This window comes from Halanaerobium salsuginis, assembly GCF_900114545.1.
Lineage (GTDB): Bacteria > Bacillota > Halanaerobiia > Halanaerobiales > Halanaerobiaceae > Halanaerobium > Halanaerobium salsuginis.
Genome location: NZ_FOTI01000003.1, coordinates 37758 through 56603, shown reverse-complemented (window position 1 = coordinate 56603; position 18846 = coordinate 37758). Strand labels below are relative to the sequence as shown.

The following is an 18846-nucleotide window of genomic DNA, read 5'->3' as shown; positions in this document are numbered from 1 at the left end:
CCTCAAATCAAATAAACATTACTATTATTGCCGGGCACTTCGATAAAGCATAATAGATCCAACTAGAAAAATAACTATATTCTGCAGCCAGGCACCAAGCCAGGGAGCAATACTTCCTTTACTACCTAAAGCATCACCAACTGTCATTAAAATATAATAAATAAATATTATAATAATACTGATTCCAAATCCAGTTGCTGAACCAGCAGAGCGTTGTGGTTTAATTCCCAACGGAGCTGCCAGCAGTGCAAAAATAAAACTGGCCAGTGGAATAGCAAACCGCTGATGTAGTTCAACTCTTTCTTCATAGGCAGTTCTCCCCTGCTCTTCCTGTAAAGTAATTTTTTCGCGCAGCTGTCTAATATTCATTTCATCAATATCTTTACCCAGTTTACCAGCCTGAGCTGGCGAATGAATATCTTCTCGAGAACGATAACTGCTGAACTCTAATGCTGGCTGCCGATTCGATTTATCGAGAAAATAAACAGTCCCATTGTAAAAATGCCAGCCATCAGTTAGCCATTTAGCACTCTGAGCCTCCAAAACACGCGCTGGATGACCATTTTCGAAAATCTGTACTACTACATTTTTCATTTCTCCACTATCAGCATTAAAAGTTCTCGCATAAAGCATATAATCTGGACGATGGGTCTGACTATCAATCGGATTTAAAAAAAGATCATATTGAGTTTCTGGACGTTGCTCTCCATGCTTAAACTGATAAATAATTTGCTCTGATTGATAATTTGCCTCTGGAACTAAAAATTCATTAATCGCAATTGTTACCCCACTGGTCACCAGCCCCATTAATAATGCTGGCATAACAATGGCAATTACACTGATCCCACCGGCCCGCATAGCAGTAATTTCGCTGTCACCGGAAAGGCGATTATAAGCCATAATAGTTCCTAAAAGAGAAGCCATTGGAAAAGTAACAACTATAATTGCTGGCAGACTGAGAAAAAAGAGCCTGATTAAAGTTATTACATTTACTCCCCATTCGGTATAATATTCGGTTAATTTAAAAATTAGATCTGTTCCAATAAAAATTCCAGTAAAAGCTGCCACCCCAAAGAAAAAGGGTGCAATTAACTCTTTGTAAATGTATTTATTAACTGTTTTCAAAAGAATGCACCCCATTAAATTTTAAATTTATCACCCAGATAAAATTTACGGGCTTGTTCATCTTCGGTAATTTCTGCTGACGTACCTGACAGCAGAATTTTACCTTCATGCATAATATAAGCACGATCTGTAATCGAAAGTGTTTCGCGTACACTGTGATCAGTAATTAAAACTCCCAAACCACGTTTTTTTAAATAGCGAATTATTTCCTGAATATCATTAACAGCAATAGGATCAACACCAGCAAAGGGCTCATCTAACAGAATAAAATCTGGCTCTGTTGCTAAAGCACGTGCGATTTCAACTCTTCTTCTTTCTCCACCTGAAAGCTGAAATCCTTTCCGCTGGCGTAATTTTTCAATATGAAACTCAGCCAGCAGTTCATCGATACGACTTTTAATCTCTGACTGATTTAAACTCTGAAATTCTAGAATAGACCGCAAATTATTAGCTACTGTCATCTTTTTAAAAATAGATGCTTCTTGCGGCAAATACCCTACTCCCCGCCGGGCTCTTTTATGAACAGAAAGCGTTGAAATATCATTCTGGTCAAGAAATATCTTACCAGCATCTGGCTTAATAAAACCAAGCACCATATAGAAAGTAGTAGTTTTACCAGCACCATTCGGTCCTAAAAGTCCAACTATCTGACCTCTTTTTACTGTTAAATCAACCTGATTAACTACCTTTTCCTTATTATAAATTTTAACTAAACTCTGTGCTTGCAGAGGCATTTAATTTCCCCCCTGCTCATTAGAAGGACTATCCTGTGCTGCTGAATCAGATGTTGTTGATTCAGCTGGTAAAGTAAGCTTAGCCTGACCCTTAAGTTTTACCTGATTAGTTAACTGATTCACTTCTGCTGAATCAGAAGTGAATTTTTGACCATTTCTTGCTCCACGTACATTACCAGTTAAAATCATAAATTTACGATCCAAATAATAAGTTGCCTGGTCGGCTTCAGCCCAAAAATCTTGATATTTAAGGTAAACATTACCACTTGCTTCAACACGCTGTTCTAGCTGATAAAAATCTATCTGGTCACCACTAACTTCTGCTTCCGCAGTGGTTAGCTCTGCCTGATCTTGTAGATGATAAACCTGCTGATTAACATTACCTGTCAATTTTTGAGCAGCCCCCTGATATTCCTGGTAAAATAATTCTACATCATCTTGAAAATCTAATTGGCCACTGTAACGATAGTAAATACCTTGCCCAGCTGCTGTTACTTTAAGCTGATCATATAATAAATTAACATTACCAACAGCAGTAAAAATTTGTCCCTGCTCATTTTCGGAAAAATCAAGTTTATCGCCAGTTAATTCTCGAACTGCAGCTGCTTCTACTGTAGTTAAAAATAATAATATAATCAATAAGATAAATAAAGTTTTTTTAATCATTTTGCTTTCTCTCCTCTGGCTCTTTAAATTTAACCTCAGGCTTAAAATCTTTTTGCTGCCCGATAAGTTTTAAGTTATTCAGCTTTAAATCACTGTTAAAAGAGTCGGCCTTTGCATTAAATTCATTACCAGTAATTATAACTGATCCACTACCTGATAAATAATTTTTATCAAGATAATAATCTAATTTATCAGAATTAATTTGATAAAGCTCACTTTTAAGCTCAACATTTCTTTTTACTTTAAGATAATGCTCAGCTGTATAGTAAGTTCCTGTTTCTCCAGTAATTGTGTACTGCAAACTGCCATCAAGCAGAGAATAAGCTTCTGCTCGAAAAGGGGTTAAATCCATTTTAGCTGTTGTAGTATAATTATCTACATTTTTACTAATTAGTTTAATTCTAAGCTGCTGTTGATTGTTATAAATAGTAAAATTTACATTTTCCAGTTCCTGATCAGGTTTAGGCTGCTGTTGACTATCCTGCACAGGTTCAGGCAAAATAAAATTAGTATCATTAATTGTAAAATAAATCGAGAAAAAAATAATTATAAAAATAAAGAGCGCTAAAAAAATATATCGTTTATCCATTCCTTAGCCCTCCCTTATCTATTAATAATTCTGCTGTTTTTTTGACTGCACCGCCACCACCTAATTTTTTTCTAACTACTGCTAATTCAGATTTTAACTGCTGTAATTTTACAGGATTTTCTAACCAATCTGCTACCTGCCGATATATTTTAGCAGCGGTAAAATCATTCTGTAATAATTCCGGAATAATTTCTTTCTGCATAATAATATTAGGCAGACCAACAAATTTTACCTTAAATATATATTTAGCCAGCAGATAAGTAGTAAAAGCAGAGTGATAACCAAGCAAATGTGGCGTATTTAGAATTGCTGCTTCCAGGGATGTAGTCCCCGAAGCAATCAAAAGCAAATCAGCTGCCTTCATTATTTTATAATTACTCCCCCTTAGAACTGGTAAATCAAAATCAATTTTATCTAAGAATTTAGCCAGAAATTGATCTGTTATACCAGCAGCTGCAGCTAAAACAAATTCAGTCTGATAGTCTTTATGCAGCCTGGCGGCAGCTTTAATCATTTCCGGTAATAGGCTCTCCACTTCAGAATGACGGCTACCTGGAAATAAAGCGATTACTTTGCGAACTTTAGATAGCTTAAGTTCTGCTCTTAATTCTGAAGAACTAGCCTGCACTTTAACTAAATCAAGCAGAGGATGCCCGACAAAAGTAACATCAGCCCCAGCTGCCTGATAGACATCTCTTTCCATCGGAAAAACTGCCGCTATATTGGTGCCATAAGCGGCCATTTTGTCAGCTCTCCTCCTATTATAAACCCAGGCCGAAGGTGGAAAATAATTAACAGCCGGGATTCCCAGCTGACTACAGCTTTTAGCTAATCTCATATTAAAAGCTGAATAATCAACTAGAAAAACAAGATCAGGCTGGCGTTTTTTCAATAACTGGCGCATCTGTTTGAGATTTTTGAAATGCTGTCCGATATTTTTGAAAGCTTCTAGATAGCCAATGGTACTGATAGCTGTAGGATCAATTAAAATTTCTGCTCCCAAATCAAGTAAAGCAGTGGACCCCATGCCAAATATCTCAGTCTGTTTTATTTTATTTTTCACTTCTTTGAGTACTGCAGCAGCATGCATATCACCCGAAACTTCTCCTGCAGAAACCATTATTTTTGCCAAGGGAAAATCAGTTCTCCTTTGTTGTGTCCAGCCGCTACAACCACTAAATTATTAGCAGCTGCCCGCTGTAAAAACTCGGCCTGATTTAAAATAAATGTCTTACCTGATTCAATTATTAAAGCGGCTGCTTGACTGCTAATTAAATTATCTAGTGTCTGCAGACCAACTGTAGGTAGATCAAACCGCAAGTCCTGTTCTTTTTTACTGCACTTAGCCATAACTATCCCCGGGCCACCAAATTCAGCAGCTCGTTTAATAGCCTGGTCAGTACCTTCAATAGCTTCCAGAGCTAGAACCGCTCCATTTTTAGTTAAAGCAGTCTGACCAATATCAAGCTGGCCTAAGTTATAAGCAGTTGTAAAGGCAAAACTCAGCTCAGTTTTTAATTGCTCAGTTAGTTTGCCTGCTAAGACTCCTGTTTTAGCTAATTGATCTTGCAAAAGATAATCTTGGGGTAGAACGTTAATACCTGACCGAGTAAATTCTTTTACCAGAGCCAGCATTATTGTATCATCATTAAAATTAGGCAGCCCAGCCAGTAATTTTTTTAATCTTATATCGGGTTCAAAACCAGCAAATAAGTGGGCTTTTTGAATTTTGCCTAACATAATTAAATCACTAACTTGTTCTGCTTTAAGGAGTTCAATCAGTTTATTAAACTCACTTAAGTTAATTGTATATTCCTGACAAGCAAACTCAGAAAAGTTAGCTGTTATTTCTTCAGCAATAGAAATAATTATAAAATCTTCCTGAGCCATTTTGGCTTTTTCAGCCCACAGCAAAGGCAAATTCCCCCAACCAGCAAGTAAGGCCTTTTTACTCATAGCAAAACACCTACCGGCAAATTCCGCGGCTAGCATTTCTTAAAAAGCGTAGGAAATGTTCAATTTCCTCACTTGTATCCAGCTCCTGGTCCATTTTTTCTATCGCTTCTTCAATACTTAATTTAGATCGATAAAGAATTTTATATGCTTTTTTAATTTCTCTTCTCAGCTCTGGAGCAAGTCCATTCCTTCTCAGACCAACTACATTAATTCCATTTACACTAGCGGGATGGCCATCAACTAAAATATACGGTGGTACATCTTTAACAACTTTAGAATGTCCCCCGACCATTGTCATTTTACCTATCCTGACAAATTGATGTACTCCAACCATACCTGAAATAACTGCACTATCTTCTATAATTACATGGCCAGCCAGATTAGATGCATTTGACATCACAATATGATTACCAAGCTGACAGTCATGTGCTACATGACAGTAGGCCATAATTAAATTATCATTACCAACTCTTGTCTCCCCGCCGCCTTCAGCGGTCCCCCGGTGGATAGTTACATTTTCTCTAATTGTATTATTATCACCTATAAATAAATAACTTTTTTCACCCTCAAATTTCAAATCCTGGGGCTCAAAACCAATCGAAGCTCCATGAAAAATTTGATTATTTTTTCCAATAGTAGTCCAACCTTTAATTACAACATTTGGGCCAATAACTGTACCTTCACCTATCTCTACATTTTCACCTATTATTGCATATGGCCCAACTTCAACATTTTTAGCTAGTTTGGCTCCCGGGGCAATAATCGCTGTTTCATGGATTTTGCCCATATGGAGCACTTTTCCCTTTTTCTCGGCTGCCAAGACTATCATTCCCCTTCCTTATTTATCTTCAAAAGTAAACATCATCTCTGCTTCTGCTGCCAAATCATCACCTACATAGGCTTCTCCTTTTACTTTAGAAAGTTTTTTGCGAAGCCTGACTAACTCTACTTTAATTCTCAGCTGATCACCTGGTGTGACTGGAGCTCTAAACTTTGCTTTGTCAATACTGGTAAAGATAGGCAATTTATCATCCATACCATCAAAACTATAATAGATTAAAATACCAGAAACTTGAGCCATAGCTTCTACAATTAAAACACCTGGCATGATTGGTCTTTCTGGATAATGACCCAGAAAAAATTCTTCATTGATGGTAACATTTTTAATTCCCACAATTGATTTTCCTTTTTCTACTTCTTCAATTCTATCTACTAACAGTAGAGGATAGCGGTGGGGTAAAATAGACCTTATTATACTAATATCAATTATATCATTCAATTCACTCAAATTAGTTTTCCTCCTCAAGCATTTTTTCTCTAATTTTTGTGGCCAATTCAACATGCAGACGGTGTCCTGACTTAACAGCTATTATATGACCCATTATTCTTCCATTTAAATTCATATCACCAATAACATCAAGGATTTTATGTCTAACAAATTCATTTTTATAGCGCATGGGATTAACTGTTTCCTGTTCACCAATTAAAACAATATTTTCCAGACTTGCTCCCAGGGCCAGACCTTGTTCATACATCTTCTCTGCCTCTTTTTCAAAACCAAATGTCCTGGCTTTACTTATCTCAGTAGCAAAATCATCACTAAGCTGATTATACTCATAAAAGCTGCTGCCAATCACTGGATGCTGATAATCTAATGTATAAGATATTTTAAAACCATCATAAGGTAAAATCACAATATAAGCAGCTTCATCTCTAGCAAAAATAGCCTCGGTAATTTTATAATAAGAACGGGGTTTTGACTGCTTTTTAATCCCGACCTGCAGAAATTTTTCATAATAGGGAAAAGCACTGCCATCAGTTACTGGAATTTCTGGACCTGCTACCTCTACTAATAAGTTATCAATTCCAGCTCCCCAGATTGCCGCCATTAAATGCTCAATTGTCTTAATTTTGAAAGCCTGCTCTGCATCCTCACCACTGCCAATAGTTGTATTTCTAACTAAATTAACTACCGAAGCTGGCTCAGCTTTAATTTTTATAGCTGTATCAAGATCAGACCTAGTAAATAAAATACCTGTATCTATAGGGGCTGGTTTAACTTTAATTTCTGCTTTTTTACCAGAATGGAGAGAAACTCCCTTTACAATAATTTCATCTGCAAGTGTCTGCTGTTTTTCCTTTTCTATATACAAAAGATCCATCCTTTCTCTATAAAGCCTTTCAATAGTTTATTATATATTTATTAAACAGGGAATTCAAGAAAAACTTAACCGAATTTTTAGCTCAGATTACTGCAAATTTTATTTACTCAAATTTATAGCTGCTAATTTTAAATATTCCCTATCCTTGAGCAGCCTCTTTAAGCTGATCAAATTGCTGGCTTAATTCCTCAGCCCGCTTACAAGCTGCTTCATTGTCAAAATAAAGCTCTGGCACCTGGCGTGATTTAAAATCATCGTCAACTCCAATAAAGACTAAAAAAGCTGACCCAGCTTTTTGATAAGCTGATCCATTCATAGCAGCTGATAAAACCTCTACTTTTACTTTCATAGAACTTTTTCCTACCGCAAAAATTTCTGATTTTATTTTGACCATCTGGCCGCAGGGAATTCTCTGATCAAAATTAACTGCTAACATAGCGGCTGTAACAACTTTCCCCTCTGAAAATTTTGCCGCTATATAACCGGCTGAACTGTCAAATTTTTTCACTAATGAACCACCATGTAAAATACCTAAATGATTAAGCATAGCAGGTTCAACAACAAATTCAAATTCCCCTCTGGCTGTTGCTGCTGATTTCTTTTTTCGCATAATATCTCCTTCATAACTAAGTTTTATTTTTAGATTAACTAATCTTGTTTATCTAAATTATTATTTTCGAGTTCTAAAATCCTTTTCTCCAGCTGTTTAATTTTTTCTATATATTTAGGTAACCTTCTTAAATATGCCTGTTCTTTAAGAGCAGTGCGGTGTTCTCGAGCAGGAGCTCCTGAAATAAAATCACCTTTTTTAGTACTTGCAGTTACCATTGCTCTAGCTGCAGCAGTTGTGTAATCAGCTAATTTGATATGGCCTACTATTCCGGACTGTCCGCCCAGAGTAACTCTCCGCCCAAGTTTTGTACTTCCAGCAATACCAGTCAGAGAAACAATTAGCGATTCTTCTCCCACCTCTACATTATGAGCAATTTGAATTAAATTATCTAGTTTACTTCCCTGACGAATTATTGTTGGTCCACTAGCTCCTCTATCTATAGTAACATTAGCTCCAATTTCAACTCCAGACTCAATAATTACATTTCCCTGCTGGGGTATTTTATAATGACCAGTATTATCAGTTGCAAATCCAAACCCATCAGAACCAATTACAGAACCAGATTGAATGATTACATTATCACCAAGCCTGGAATCCCTTTCCACAATTACTCCCGGATGAAGTAAACAAGCTTTACCAAGCTTAACATCAGGTCCTATAATTACTCCTGGAGCTATGATTGTGTTATCAGCAACTTCTACCCGTTCAGAAATTACTACTCCGGCATGAATAGAAATATTTTTTCCCAACTTAACTGAATCTGCAATTACAGCATCAGCAGATATTTCTCCTGTATAATATGGTGTGGCAGATAATAAATTAGCTATCCTTGCATAAACTGTTCTGGGGTTTGTAGTCAATAAGAAAGATTTATTTTTTGTGCTAGAAGCTAATCTTGTTAAAAATTCAGCTTTAGTAACAACAGCTGCTGCCTTTGAATCAAGTGCTGCCTTTAAATAGTCAAACTGATCAGCAAAGGTTATGGTAGAACTATCACTTTCAGCAATACCAGAAGCTGATTCAATAATGAGTTCAGCATTACCTTTTAGATCTGCTTCAGTAAATTCAGCTAAGTAACTTAGTTTATAATTTTTAGATGACTGTACTGTCAATTTCCCTTTCCTCCTATTTGATCTTTCCTCAATAAATTTAATTAATATAGTTTAATAATATCTTTTCTGACTCTTCTCAATTAATTGTTCAAGTCTAGCAGATTTTTCTTTTTTAGATGATGCTAATCTACGTTTAAGTTCATCTCTATAGTTAGCCAGTTCAACTTCAATTTCCTGCTGATAATTTTTTAATAAATTGTTATTATGCTCAGTTAGTTTTTGCCGATAAGCTGAAAAATCATGATTAAATTCGATAATCAATTTTCTAGTTTTAGCTGAAATTTGGTTATCAATTAATCCCTGCTTATCCTGTAAAATCTTTTGCTGTTCAGCTTCAACTTGTTCTAGCTGCTGATTCAAATCATTTTTTTCTGCTTCAGTTTCAGCAATAACTGCAATTGCAATTTTCAAATTAATTATCTCCAGATAATTATCTCTAATTTCATGCTGACTATAATCAGCATAATTATTTTTTACTTCAGACCTTAACTGCTGAAGTTCATTATTTAATCGTGTCTCCAATTCTTCTCTTTTTTCCTGCAGCAAAGCATCTTTTCTTTCTGCAAGTTTTCTACTTCTTTTAGCCAGAAACTGCATTTTTTCTTCTCTAATACCATCAGCAGCTGAGATTTGATTAGCTGTTAAAACATTTAAAACGGTTTCTTTGCTAATATCCATTAGTTTAAAACTGCTTGCTTTAAAATCATCTCTAAAGTTTTTATATTCTGCTGCAGAAGCAGTCTGAACTAAAAATTCAGAATCAGCTTCTGTCAAAACTTCTACTGCTGCTGGCTTAGTAAAATTATGCTGCTGCAAATTAAAAATATGATGCTGATATTCTTGTTCAGGCACAAAAACATAAATAAGTAAAAAAGCAAAAACCAGGCCTAACACAATCGCTGTAATAAACTTTAAAGTTACTAAATGATGATTAGATTCTGACATTTTGCCCTCCTTACTCGATTTAGTCAATTAAATAAAATTGAAGTTCAATAATTAAAATTTACTGCTATTTTATTTGTTGTTGCTAGCAGACTCAGATTTTTTATCGCCTGACTTATTTTTAACATCTCCAGATTGAACTGATTGGTCAGTCACAGAAGTAGAACTGCTTTGCCAATCCTGCTTAATCCTGGCTATTACATCAGCGGTCATATCATAACCACCATAAAGCATATCTTTTTCGTTAACTACAAATTTTACTTTCTCTTCCAGAGCTGTTTTAGCTATTGCCGCTTCAACTTCTTTGGTAACTGAATCTAGCAAATCACCCTCTAGACCATTGAGCTGTTTTTGGTATTTTTGCAGCATCTCTTTTTGCTCAACACCTGATAAATCAACAGCCTGCTCTTCAAGTTCTGTTTGATAAGCAGCTGCCTGCTTATCCAATTTGCTTTGAGCTGCTATTCGAGCAGGATGTTCAGCAAATACTTTTTCCAAATTTACATAAGCTACACTATTTCTTTTTGAATCAGCACTCATTGTTAATATAATAACTGCTACTACTAAAATTGCCAGTAGTAGAAGTAGGCTTAATAATTTAAAATTTTTATTAATCCAGTTCATTTATATTCCTCCAGCAAAATATTTAAAACTACAGCCGGTTAATTAACCGGCTGTCATGATTAAAAAGTATTACCAATACTAAAATGCAGACGTCCTTCGTTATCTTCATCCCAACCATAATCAAGTCGCAGCTGTCCAACAGGAGTATTCATCCTTACTCCAAGACCATAGCCAACATAAAGATCGCTTAAAGAAATTTTATCGCTATCATCCCAGACATTACCAGCATCTGTAAAAATTACCCCGGTAAAGCTATCATTAAAGGGAATTCTATATTCTATGTTAAATAGAAGTAAGTCATTATTAGGAATTTCATCATCAAAATCACTCTGCTGATAACCGCGCAAGCTATCAGAACCACCTAAATCATATTCTTCTCCTGCTAAAGGTTCACGGGGATCACTTAAGCCTAATTTCATTCGCACAGCCAGAGCATGATTTTTGAAACCAGGGAAATACCTCCGGCTATCTAGGTTAAACTTAGTAAACTCCATACCGCCCCCCAGAAAACCACCAGCATACTCTACACTGAGGTTATTAATTGTGCCATGTCTGGGATTAAAAGGGTTGTCACTGGTATCTCGACTAAAACTTAAAGTTAATGAACGCAAATTATCATCAGAAATTGTTTCTTCTGTATCATCCCAATACTCTTCAACATGCTCAGCTTTATAGCGCAAGGAAGTTCGCCAGTCTTTAGGCAGCGGATGACCGATGCTAATGCTACCACCTCTACTCTTCTTAGTATAGTCTTGATCATCAGAGGTAGTTCTTTCGCTTTCTTTATCATAGACACTAATTCCAAAGGAAAAATCTGTATCCCAGAGATAGGGCTCGTAAAAATTCAGTGAATAAGTCGTTGAGTCACCAAACTGCCATCTTACTCCAACTCGCTGACCTTTCCCAAAAAGATTTTTTTCGCTTACATCAATAAATCCTATCCATCCATCAGTAGAGCTATAACCCCCACCAAAGTTTAATTTACCAGTTTTTCCTTCAGTTAAATTAATAACTAGACGAGCCAAATTTTGCTCAGAATCAACTCTTTCTAACTCAGGATTGATATTTTCAAAATACTGAAGTCGTAAAAGCCTCTGATATCCCTTCTGGATTTTTTTAATATTAATTATGTCTCCTGGTTCAATTGGCATTTCTCTTAAAACAACCTTATCTTCTGTTTTCGTGTTGCCACTTACCTCAATTGAGTCAAGTCTCCCTGGAGTGATCTGAATATCTAGTACTCCTGCTTCGGAAATGTTAACATCATGATAGCGGGCAAGAATATAACCGTCATCCTGCATTTTAGACTGCAGCTTTTTTAAGTTTTGATTCATTTTCTTTACATTTAAAACTGTATCTAAGTCTAAATCAAGGACATTAAGAATCTCAGTCCGACTGTATAACCCTTCATTTCCGGAAATTTTAATCTCTTTTAAAACAGGGTTTTCCACTACCTCAAAAATAACATTTAAACCACCCTGATAATTTTCAAATACAATATTAACATCAGAAAAATAACCCATATCATAAACAGACTGCATATCAGCCCGTAAAGCATCCTGATTAGTTTGATCACCAACTGTGGTTTGAACTGAATTTAATATTTCGAAATCACTAACATAATTATTACCCTCTACAGTAATTTTAGTTACCTCATCAATAGGAATTTGTTGAGCTGTCACTGGCAGGGAAAAAACACAAATTAAAAGTGCCCAAATTAATAGGCCTGACCCAAAACTACGCTTCATTTTTTGCCTCCTTAGTCCTTTGTAAATTTAAAATTCTATTTCTGATTCAATGCTGATCTGGTAGTCATTATCGCCTAAATAACTTCCTTTTAAAACTGAAATTTGATTCAATTTATACTCAAACGATATTTCTCCTTCTCTACCATCCTCATTAAAATAGCTTGCATATTCTAAATAAAACTTATCTGATAAATTTTTACCAAGATAAATAGCAAACTCACGATCAACCCCATAATTATAGGTATCTATTTCAATCCTATCCAGCGATAAAGCTGAACGGAAATTAGTTTCTAAGTCACTGATTACATCTTTCTGGAGTGAAGAATTAACCAATCTAATTAGCTCTTGAAAAATAATTGTCTGGATTCCAATATCTTCGCCGCCAATTACAGCTGAACCTAATGCACCCTGACTGGATAAAAGGTTTAGAATTTCTTCCTGGGTCATCTCTGGTGTTGAACTAAATGTCATCCGCATATTATTAGCAGGACCATTTAAGTTTATATTTATTTCTCTTCCACCAGCATATGTTTCGGCATTAACTCGTAAAGTTGGAATTGAGTTTTCATCAAGGGGAGTAAAAATTGCTTCTCCATTAATCAATTCAAAGCGAGAACTGTAATAATTAAAAACCCCTCGATCACTGCTGAGCCGACCTTCCATAGCAAATGGCTTTTCTCGAGTAGCATAATAGCTAAGTCTAACACTACCATCTTGTACTAAAACATCAATATTATCACTTTTAACTCTTACATTATCAGTAGGGTTAAGTTGTAAATCAAGAGCTGGTTGAAAAGACTGCTCTGTCTCCTGAGTTGTTTCAACTTGATTAACCTCCACCTGATCAGCAGAGTTCTGCTGATCAGCTGACTGCTGATCGCTGTTATCTGACCATTTAAAAGGAATGCCAACTACAAAATCATATAAGTCAAGCTGACCTCTCAACACCGGACGCAAAAGCGGACCTTTAAATTCAAGTTCAGTATCAAAAAGACCTTCCAGTGATCCATGTGAGAAATAAAGCTTATGACCTGTTAAATTAAGCTGCCAGGCCTGATCAAGCTCAGCCAAATTTATTGTACCATCTAGTTTGAAATCACCATCAACAAAATCTCCAGTTATAGCTTCTAATTTAATATTTTCTTCTGAAAATAGAATATGACCTTGATAGTTGCGAATAGGGTCAGAAAGACCAACAGCTAGATTATTACCAGTCAGATCTAAATTACCATCAAGTTCAGGCTTTGCTATAGTGCCAGCTACAGTTAAGCTTCCATCTAAATTGCCATCAGAACTAAAATCATCATCTAAAAATGAAAGTAAAAATGAAATTGGCAGAGAATTTAAATCAGAACTAAAATCAAGGCTCTGATTTTGAATTCCATAACTTCCTGCAACTAAAAGACTCCCAGCAGATTTAAATTTTATTTCCTGCTCAACTGAAATATGTTCACTATCATTAATCACCAAATTACCTTTAATTGATTCTAATTGTGATGAATTAAGGGTCAGCTCAGTTAATTGATTATTAAGTTTAAAGACTGGTTTCTGTAAACTTCCGGTTAATTCACCAGTAAAATCAAGCCTGGACTGGAGATCAAGTTTAAATCCAGTTCGATCACTAACTAGATTAAGTGGCAGATCTTTTGCTGCTAGCTTGACTGACATGCCCTGACCCAGCTGTCCTTCAACACTAAAACTGCTCTTAGAATCAGCTGGAAATTGACCTGTTAAATTCAAATTAGCTGTCACCGAAAGCCCGGTGCCCTTAATGTCAGTTTCTCCCTGCAGAAAAACAGGCTCAGCCAGCGGATAAGTATTTAAGTATTGTTCTGCTAACTGTTGAATAGGAACTCTTTTCAATTGCAAATTCAAATTTGTCTGCAGCTGATCAGCCAATACTAAATCACCCTGCAGACTATAGTCACCACCAGCAAGTTCAAAGTCAAATTCTTCCAGCTGAAGCTGCCTGGAGTTTGGTCTAAAATTTAACGCAGTATTTTGTAAATTCGCTTTAAAACCAAAAACTTCCAGGTTCTGAGAATCAATATTAAAATCAAATTCTGGCTGCAGCAAAGGCCCCTTAACTCTACCTGTAATGTTTAATTGACCTTTAATATTATTAAAGTTTTTACCCAAATAACTGGAATAATCATTCAAAATAAATGGTTCTAGATTAAAATCAAGCTCAAAGCCATTATTTAAAGAAAATTCTCCGGCGGCAGTTAAATTGACATTTTTTTGCTGAACTGAAAATTTATCCACTCTAAAGCTACTGCCATCACCAGTTAAATTAAGTTTAAGATTTGAAAAATCAAATTCATTTTCAGCAATTATTAAAGAACTGTTATCAGCTTTAACTTCCAGCTGAATATTAGGCTGGCTCAGTTTTGAATTAAGCTTAGCTTTTAAAGATATTTCTCCACTCAATGGAAGCGGCTGCTGAATAAATTTTGCAATATCTTCAAAATAGAGATCTTCACTTTCAAGCTGTAAAGCAAGCTCTGCCTCCTGACCAGCACTTAAATTATTAATTTGACCAGAAACATTTATTACTGCTTGATTTAAATCTGCTGTAAGCTGTCTAATTTTAACTTGATCAGCCTGATAACTACTTTTTAAAACAATATTTCTTAATTGATAGCCTTGATACTCCCAATAGGGAGTTTTAAAACTAAGCTTTATTAAAGGATCTGAAATTTGCTGACTAATTGATCCCTGTAAGTAAGCAATATTAGGCTTAAAATCAGCTAAATACTGACTGCTGGCTGGATAAAAATCTTTGACTAGATCAGCCTCAATATTTTGACCAGCATAACGCAAATTCAAGCTATTAGCTGCAAAATTTATTTCTCCCATTAAATCTAAATAACCAGAATTAGATTTAAACTGCAGCTGATTAAAAATTAAATTTTGTTGAGCATACCAGAAAGAGCTATTTAAGTTAATTAATTCAGACGAATCAGCCAGAGCAAAATTAAAGTCTAAATTACCAGCTGCTGAAAGAGCATTATTTTTTCCATAAAGGCCAGCTAGTTTAGCAGAAAAATTAAGCTTATTATCCTTTATTCTTTCTAACTGATTTAAATATTTTTCTGTCTCAGGTTTAAAATTCAAAATTTCTGTTTTTAATTTATTGCTAATTACAAATTGAGTTGTCTTAAGCTGCAGTAAGTAGTTTTCCTGCTGCAAATTATAACTGCCTTTCAAGTCAATTTCTCCTTGATTGGACATTAATAAATGTCCCTGATCAAGGTAAAGTTTATTTTGAACAAAACGCAGTTTAAATATTCCTTCTTCTAGATCAAACAATTCATTTGTTAGCTGGTTAACTTTCACTTCAGCTGTGGCCTGGGTAAGCTCATTTTTCTTTCCCTTACCAGCCAATCTAAAGTCAAAATTCAATTGTTTAAAATATTTTTCAGGAAAGGGATAGTCTGCCGAAAAACTGCTGGCTGAAGCTGTAAACTCAAATTCACTATCTGCTTTAAGTTTAAAAGCAATTTCAAGTGGATTATTAGCTAAAATAAAATTAGTTTTTTTAAAGGCAACTGCTAGTTTAGGACCAGAAATAAAAAGCTTAAGCTGTGGGATCTCCAGATTAAAAACACTTTGATTTACAGGCTGCAATTCTGCTTGAGAAACTGATTGTTCAGCTTCTGTACCTGTTTGGTAATTATAAGCGGCTGTCGCTGCTAAATTAGTCAAATCTAATTCTGAATTATAATTAATTAATCTCAAACCATCAAATTTAATTTCTCCCTGTAGGGCTGCGTTTCCAGTAAGCTCTTCGAGATTAGTACTTAAATTTTGATAATTATATATTTTATGTTCAAGATGAGCTACCATATCCTGCAGCTTAAAATCAGCTGTCGCGAAATATAATTTGCTTTGTTGATCCTGTTTAGTAAAACTGAGATCAAGCTTATCCAGACTAATATTTTTAAGCTCTTTAGGCTGCTCAATTTGATCGAGCAGCTTTAACTGATCAATTTTTAGAGCAGTTGTCAAATCAGCTGTAAAATCAGTTGGACTGCTTATATTTAATCCCATATTTAAGCGTTCCAGCTGTAATTTATAATCAGGTAAATTTATTTCAAAATTAGAATCAACTATATTTAAGCGCAAACCAGTCAAAAAATTTGGCAAAGCAAAGTTATCAGCAATTTCTTCTGGGTTTTCCCTTAAATTAGAGCTTGAAGACTCTTTGTTTAAATTATTATTCTGTAAAAAAGGACTGACATTAATTAAATTTAAATCGGCTTTTTTTAACTCCATAAAGTTAATAGTTAATAATTTATCAGTAAAAAAGCTAAGGCTATAATTAAGGCTAAGCTCATCTGCTTTAAAGGAATTACCAGATTGGTCTTGATAACGAAACCCTGTAAGGCGCAATCTATTTAAAGGCCAGAGCGATACTGACTCAAAAGCAATATCAGCCTGACTCTTTTCTTCTAGAAAAGCAATAATATCATCTTTAAAAAACTGGGGGAGTCCTGCAAAAAGATTTAAGAAATACATTGCAATTATAAAAAGGACTAATATTCCCACCAGATATTTAATCTGTTTATCCATTTATAAACCCCCAGAAAATATTATTACTTACTTTCATTATTCTCCTTTTCTGTATCTTGATTAGAATCTCGTTCAAGTGCTGTTTCCTTTTTATCCTCTGGCTGTTTTAAATTATCAGAAGACTGTGCAGTTTCTGCCTCGGTTGCTGTACTATTGACAGTATCTGCATCTGGCTGAATTATTTCAAGATTTAAATTCAGATTACCTTCCAGAACATAATCGGTGGTAAAGCGCTCTTTTATTTCCTGTTCAGCAGCATTGTCAGCTGCAGTTTCCTGCTCAAGCTCATTCTTAGCCTGCTGCTCATCTTTAGATTTAGGATCTTCTTTTTGATTTTTAAATCTCTCAGTAGGTGATTCAGCACTGCTTTCTTCATAAGCTGGAGGTGCAGAATAAGCAGGGTAAAGCTGTAGGATTAAATCATTATTGTCTGCTGAATCTAAATATGCCTCCAACATTGATTCAAATGTCTTATGACCAGCAATTTTAGCTTCTTTGAGTCCATCACCATTGCTATTATTTTCTGGCAGCTCCTCTGGCAGCTGGCTGCGATTTGTTTCACCGGTATAACCACCATCAATAAATAAAGTTGCCATTCCCGGTTCAATATCTTCGGGTATTTTAAGTTTTACAATTTTCTTCTCTATTCCATCACGATATTTATGCAGTTTAACTTCAACTTCTAGTTCATCACCAGGATGAATTTGATCATTCAATACTTTAGCTTCCTGAACCAGAGCTACACTGTCTTTTTTGCTAAAGTCAAGCTCAAGTCGAATATCTATTAAATTTATCTCTTTATATGGATTAGTTAAAATCAAATTGAGAAGTTGGGAAAAATCAGTTAACGCCATGCTACCAATATCATTCTGGCTATAATACATATTGTCTGATTCAACTTGAAGTTCTGGTAAACCTCTTCCCATTATTTTCAACTTTGAATGAGCAGAACCAGGTCCAATTCTATCCAGAGCAGAATCAACTGCCTGTAGAGCAGCTGTATTAGCCAGTGAATCAAAAAGATGTTCATCATTAATTATCTGCAGGCTAACCTCTTTAATCAGCTTTCCATCCTCATAAACAGCTACATAAAGCGGTGTAATTCTAGGATAGGTATCAATTTTACCTGCTATTCCAGCCCCTCTATCCTCAGTTATTGAGCCTAATAATCTATTATAAGGAGAACCCAGTTTAAAGGGCTGTTCTGTACTTGGAATTACTGCATTAATTTTAGCTCGACTCAATAAATAACTCACCTTTCCCCGGTTAGTAAAAGGGTGGCCAAAAGCAAGGATATTATCTTTATCAATATAAGTTAATGTTCCGATTGAAGCAATACTAATATCACCTCTAACTAATTGTACAGCTATCGCCTCCCCAGGCCTGGGCCGGGCATTACTCTTATCAGATTCTTCAATACCTGGACTTGGAATAACATCTAATTTATAGTTCGTTAGGCGACTCTTTAATTGTTTAAGAGCTCTCCCGCTCAATCCGCTCACCATTAAAGGAGTTGTTGTTTTAATGAAATTTTCTTCTGGAGCAAAATCATTAACTTCAGCCGGACGCTGCCCGACATTTGTTTGACTATTTAAGCGGTCAGAATCAATTAATTTAAGCATTCGTTCAATTGGAGTAACAAGTCCATAGCGGTGATCACTATTACTCCAACCATAACCAATAGCTCCTATTAAACGGTCGTTAATATAAATAGGACTACCACTCATTCCGGCTGCAATTCCACCATATTCTTCGACTTCTTTACCAGTTAATTTAATTAAAATAAGATCCTGATCCAGGCTCCTATCATTCATAATACTAATAACTTCAATTGGAAATTTTTCTATTTTAGTCCCTTTAAAAACAGTTTTTCCATAACCAGTCATTCCCGCTTTAACGTCTGCCAGAGGCATTATATCTTCTGCTGCTAAGGCAGGTAAACTAAAGCAAAGCAAAAAGAACGAAATAGCAATTAAAATCTTAATCCTCTTTTTTTTCAA

At 35.3% G+C, this 18846-nt stretch carries 16 protein-coding genes; all 16 read right to left on the bottom strand.

Translation table 11 applies throughout. From position 1 onward, the window contains the following. Window positions 1–24: 24 nt before the first annotated feature. Window positions 25–1125 carry an LptF/LptG family permease gene (locus BMZ74_RS02040; protein ID WP_089858870.1) on the bottom strand — a complete coding sequence of 367 codons (1101 nt, stop codon included), beginning with the start codon at window positions 1123–1125 and terminating at the stop codon, window positions 25–27. A 14-nt stretch (window positions 1126–1139) separates the two neighbouring features. Further along, window positions 1140–1859, bottom strand: coding sequence for an LPS export ABC transporter ATP-binding protein (gene lptB / locus BMZ74_RS02035; RefSeq protein WP_089858867.1), 720 nt, complete (start codon window positions 1857–1859; stop codon window positions 1140–1142). Beyond that, window positions 1860–2525: an LptA/OstA family protein gene (locus BMZ74_RS02030; RefSeq protein WP_089858864.1), complete on the bottom strand. Its 666-nt coding sequence runs from the start codon at window positions 2523–2525 to the stop codon at window positions 1860–1862. It abuts the gene before it with no gap. Continuing rightward, window positions 2518–3114: an LPS export ABC transporter periplasmic protein LptC gene (gene lptC / locus BMZ74_RS02025; protein ID WP_089858862.1), complete on the bottom strand. Its 597-nt coding sequence runs from the start codon at window positions 3112–3114 to the stop codon at window positions 2518–2520. The genes BMZ74_RS02030 and lptC overlap by 8 nt, the downstream gene beginning before the upstream one ends. Further along, window positions 3107–4246: a lipid-A-disaccharide synthase gene (gene lpxB, locus BMZ74_RS02020; RefSeq protein ID WP_089858859.1), complete on the bottom strand. Its 1140-nt coding sequence runs from the start codon at window positions 4244–4246 to the stop codon at window positions 3107–3109. Before lpxB ends, lptC begins: the two co-directional genes overlap by 8 nt. Next, window positions 4234–5070, bottom strand: a complete 837-nt coding sequence (locus BMZ74_RS02015; RefSeq protein ID WP_089858856.1) for an LpxI family protein — start codon at window positions 5068–5070, stop codon at window positions 4234–4236. Before BMZ74_RS02015 ends, lpxB begins: the two co-directional genes overlap by 13 nt. Before the next feature lie 10 nt (window positions 5071–5080). Beyond that, a complete protein-coding gene (gene lpxA / locus BMZ74_RS02010; protein WP_089858853.1) occupies window positions 5081–5899 on the bottom strand; it encodes an acyl-ACP--UDP-N-acetylglucosamine O-acyltransferase in 819 nt (272 codons plus the stop codon). A 9-nt stretch (window positions 5900–5908) separates the two neighbouring features. Then, on the bottom strand, window positions 5909–6358 hold the full coding sequence (gene fabZ / locus BMZ74_RS02005; RefSeq protein ID WP_177181336.1) for a 3-hydroxyacyl-ACP dehydratase FabZ: 450 nt from the start codon (window positions 6356–6358) through the stop codon (window positions 5909–5911). A gap of 1 nt (window position 6359) precedes the next feature. Further along, window positions 6360–7232, bottom strand: a complete 873-nt coding sequence (lpxC, locus tag BMZ74_RS02000; RefSeq protein WP_245750786.1) for a UDP-3-O-acyl-N-acetylglucosamine deacetylase — start codon at window positions 7230–7232, stop codon at window positions 6360–6362. A 139-nt stretch (window positions 7233–7371) separates the two neighbouring features. Continuing rightward, window positions 7372–7842 carry an acyl-CoA thioesterase gene (locus tag BMZ74_RS01995; RefSeq protein ID WP_089858847.1) on the bottom strand — a complete coding sequence of 157 codons (471 nt, stop codon included), beginning with the start codon at window positions 7840–7842 and terminating at the stop codon, window positions 7372–7374. A gap of 38 nt (window positions 7843–7880) precedes the next feature. Continuing rightward, entirely contained in the window at window positions 7881–8957 is a 1077-nt protein-coding gene (gene lpxD, locus BMZ74_RS01990; protein WP_089858844.1) for a UDP-3-O-(3-hydroxymyristoyl)glucosamine N-acyltransferase, read from the bottom strand. 51 nt (window positions 8958–9008) lie between these two features. Further along, the gene (locus BMZ74_RS01985; RefSeq protein WP_089858841.1) at window positions 9009–9902 is read right to left on the bottom strand and encodes a hypothetical protein; all 894 of its coding nucleotides are present in this window, start codon (window positions 9900–9902) and stop codon (window positions 9009–9011) included. A 69-nt stretch (window positions 9903–9971) separates the two neighbouring features. Then, on the bottom strand, window positions 9972–10523 hold the full coding sequence (locus BMZ74_RS01980) for an OmpH/Skp family outer membrane protein (protein WP_089858838.1): 552 nt from the start codon (window positions 10521–10523) through the stop codon (window positions 9972–9974). Between the two features lie 59 nt (window positions 10524–10582). After that, a complete protein-coding gene (locus BMZ74_RS01975; RefSeq protein WP_089858835.1) occupies window positions 10583–12271 on the bottom strand; it encodes a BamA/OMP85 family outer membrane protein in 1689 nt (562 codons plus the stop codon). A gap of 27 nt (window positions 12272–12298) precedes the next feature. After that, the gene (locus BMZ74_RS01970; RefSeq protein ID WP_089858832.1) at window positions 12299–16846 is read right to left on the bottom strand and encodes a translocation/assembly module TamB domain-containing protein; all 4548 of its coding nucleotides are present in this window, start codon (window positions 16844–16846) and stop codon (window positions 12299–12301) included. A 23-nt stretch (window positions 16847–16869) separates the two neighbouring features. Continuing rightward, window positions 16870–18846, bottom strand: a complete 1977-nt coding sequence (locus BMZ74_RS01965) for a SpoIVB peptidase S55 domain-containing protein (protein ID WP_245750785.1) — start codon at window positions 18844–18846, stop codon at window positions 16870–16872.

Bases quoted from the DNA above. Each gene is read 5' to 3' on its own strand.
- BMZ74_RS02030 (WP_089858864.1), bottom strand. From the start codon at position 2,525: ATGATTAAAAAAACTTTATTTATCTTATTGATTATATTATTATTTTTA.
- lptC (WP_089858862.1), bottom strand. From the start codon at position 3,114: ATGGATAAACGATATATTTTTTTAGCGCTCTTTATTTTTATAATTATT.
- lptB (WP_089858867.1), bottom strand. From the start codon at position 1,859: ATGCCTCTGCAAGCACAGAGTTTAGTTAAAATTTATAATAAGGAAAAG.
- BMZ74_RS01985 (WP_089858841.1), bottom strand. From the start codon at position 9,902: ATGTCAGAATCTAATCATCATTTAGTAACTTTAAAGTTTATTACAGCG.
- BMZ74_RS01970 (WP_089858832.1), bottom strand. From the start codon at position 16,846: ATGGATAAACAGATTAAATATCTGGTGGGAATATTAGTCCTTTTTATA.
- BMZ74_RS01995 (WP_089858847.1), bottom strand. From the start codon at position 7,842: ATGCGAAAAAAGAAATCAGCAGCAACAGCCAGAGGGGAATTTGAATTT.
- lpxA (WP_089858853.1), bottom strand. From the start codon at position 5,899: ATGATAGTCTTGGCAGCCGAGAAAAAGGGAAAAGTGCTCCATATGGGC.
- BMZ74_RS01980 (WP_089858838.1), bottom strand. From the start codon at position 10,523: ATGAACTGGATTAATAAAAATTTTAAATTATTAAGCCTACTTCTACTA.
- BMZ74_RS01975 (WP_089858835.1), bottom strand. From the start codon at position 12,271: ATGAAGCGTAGTTTTGGGTCAGGCCTATTAATTTGGGCACTTTTAATT.
- lpxC (WP_245750786.1), bottom strand. From the start codon at position 7,232: ATGGATCTTTTGTATATAGAAAAGGAAAAACAGCAGACACTTGCAGAT.
- BMZ74_RS02015 (WP_089858856.1), bottom strand. From the start codon at position 5,070: ATGAGTAAAAAGGCCTTACTTGCTGGTTGGGGGAATTTGCCTTTGCTG.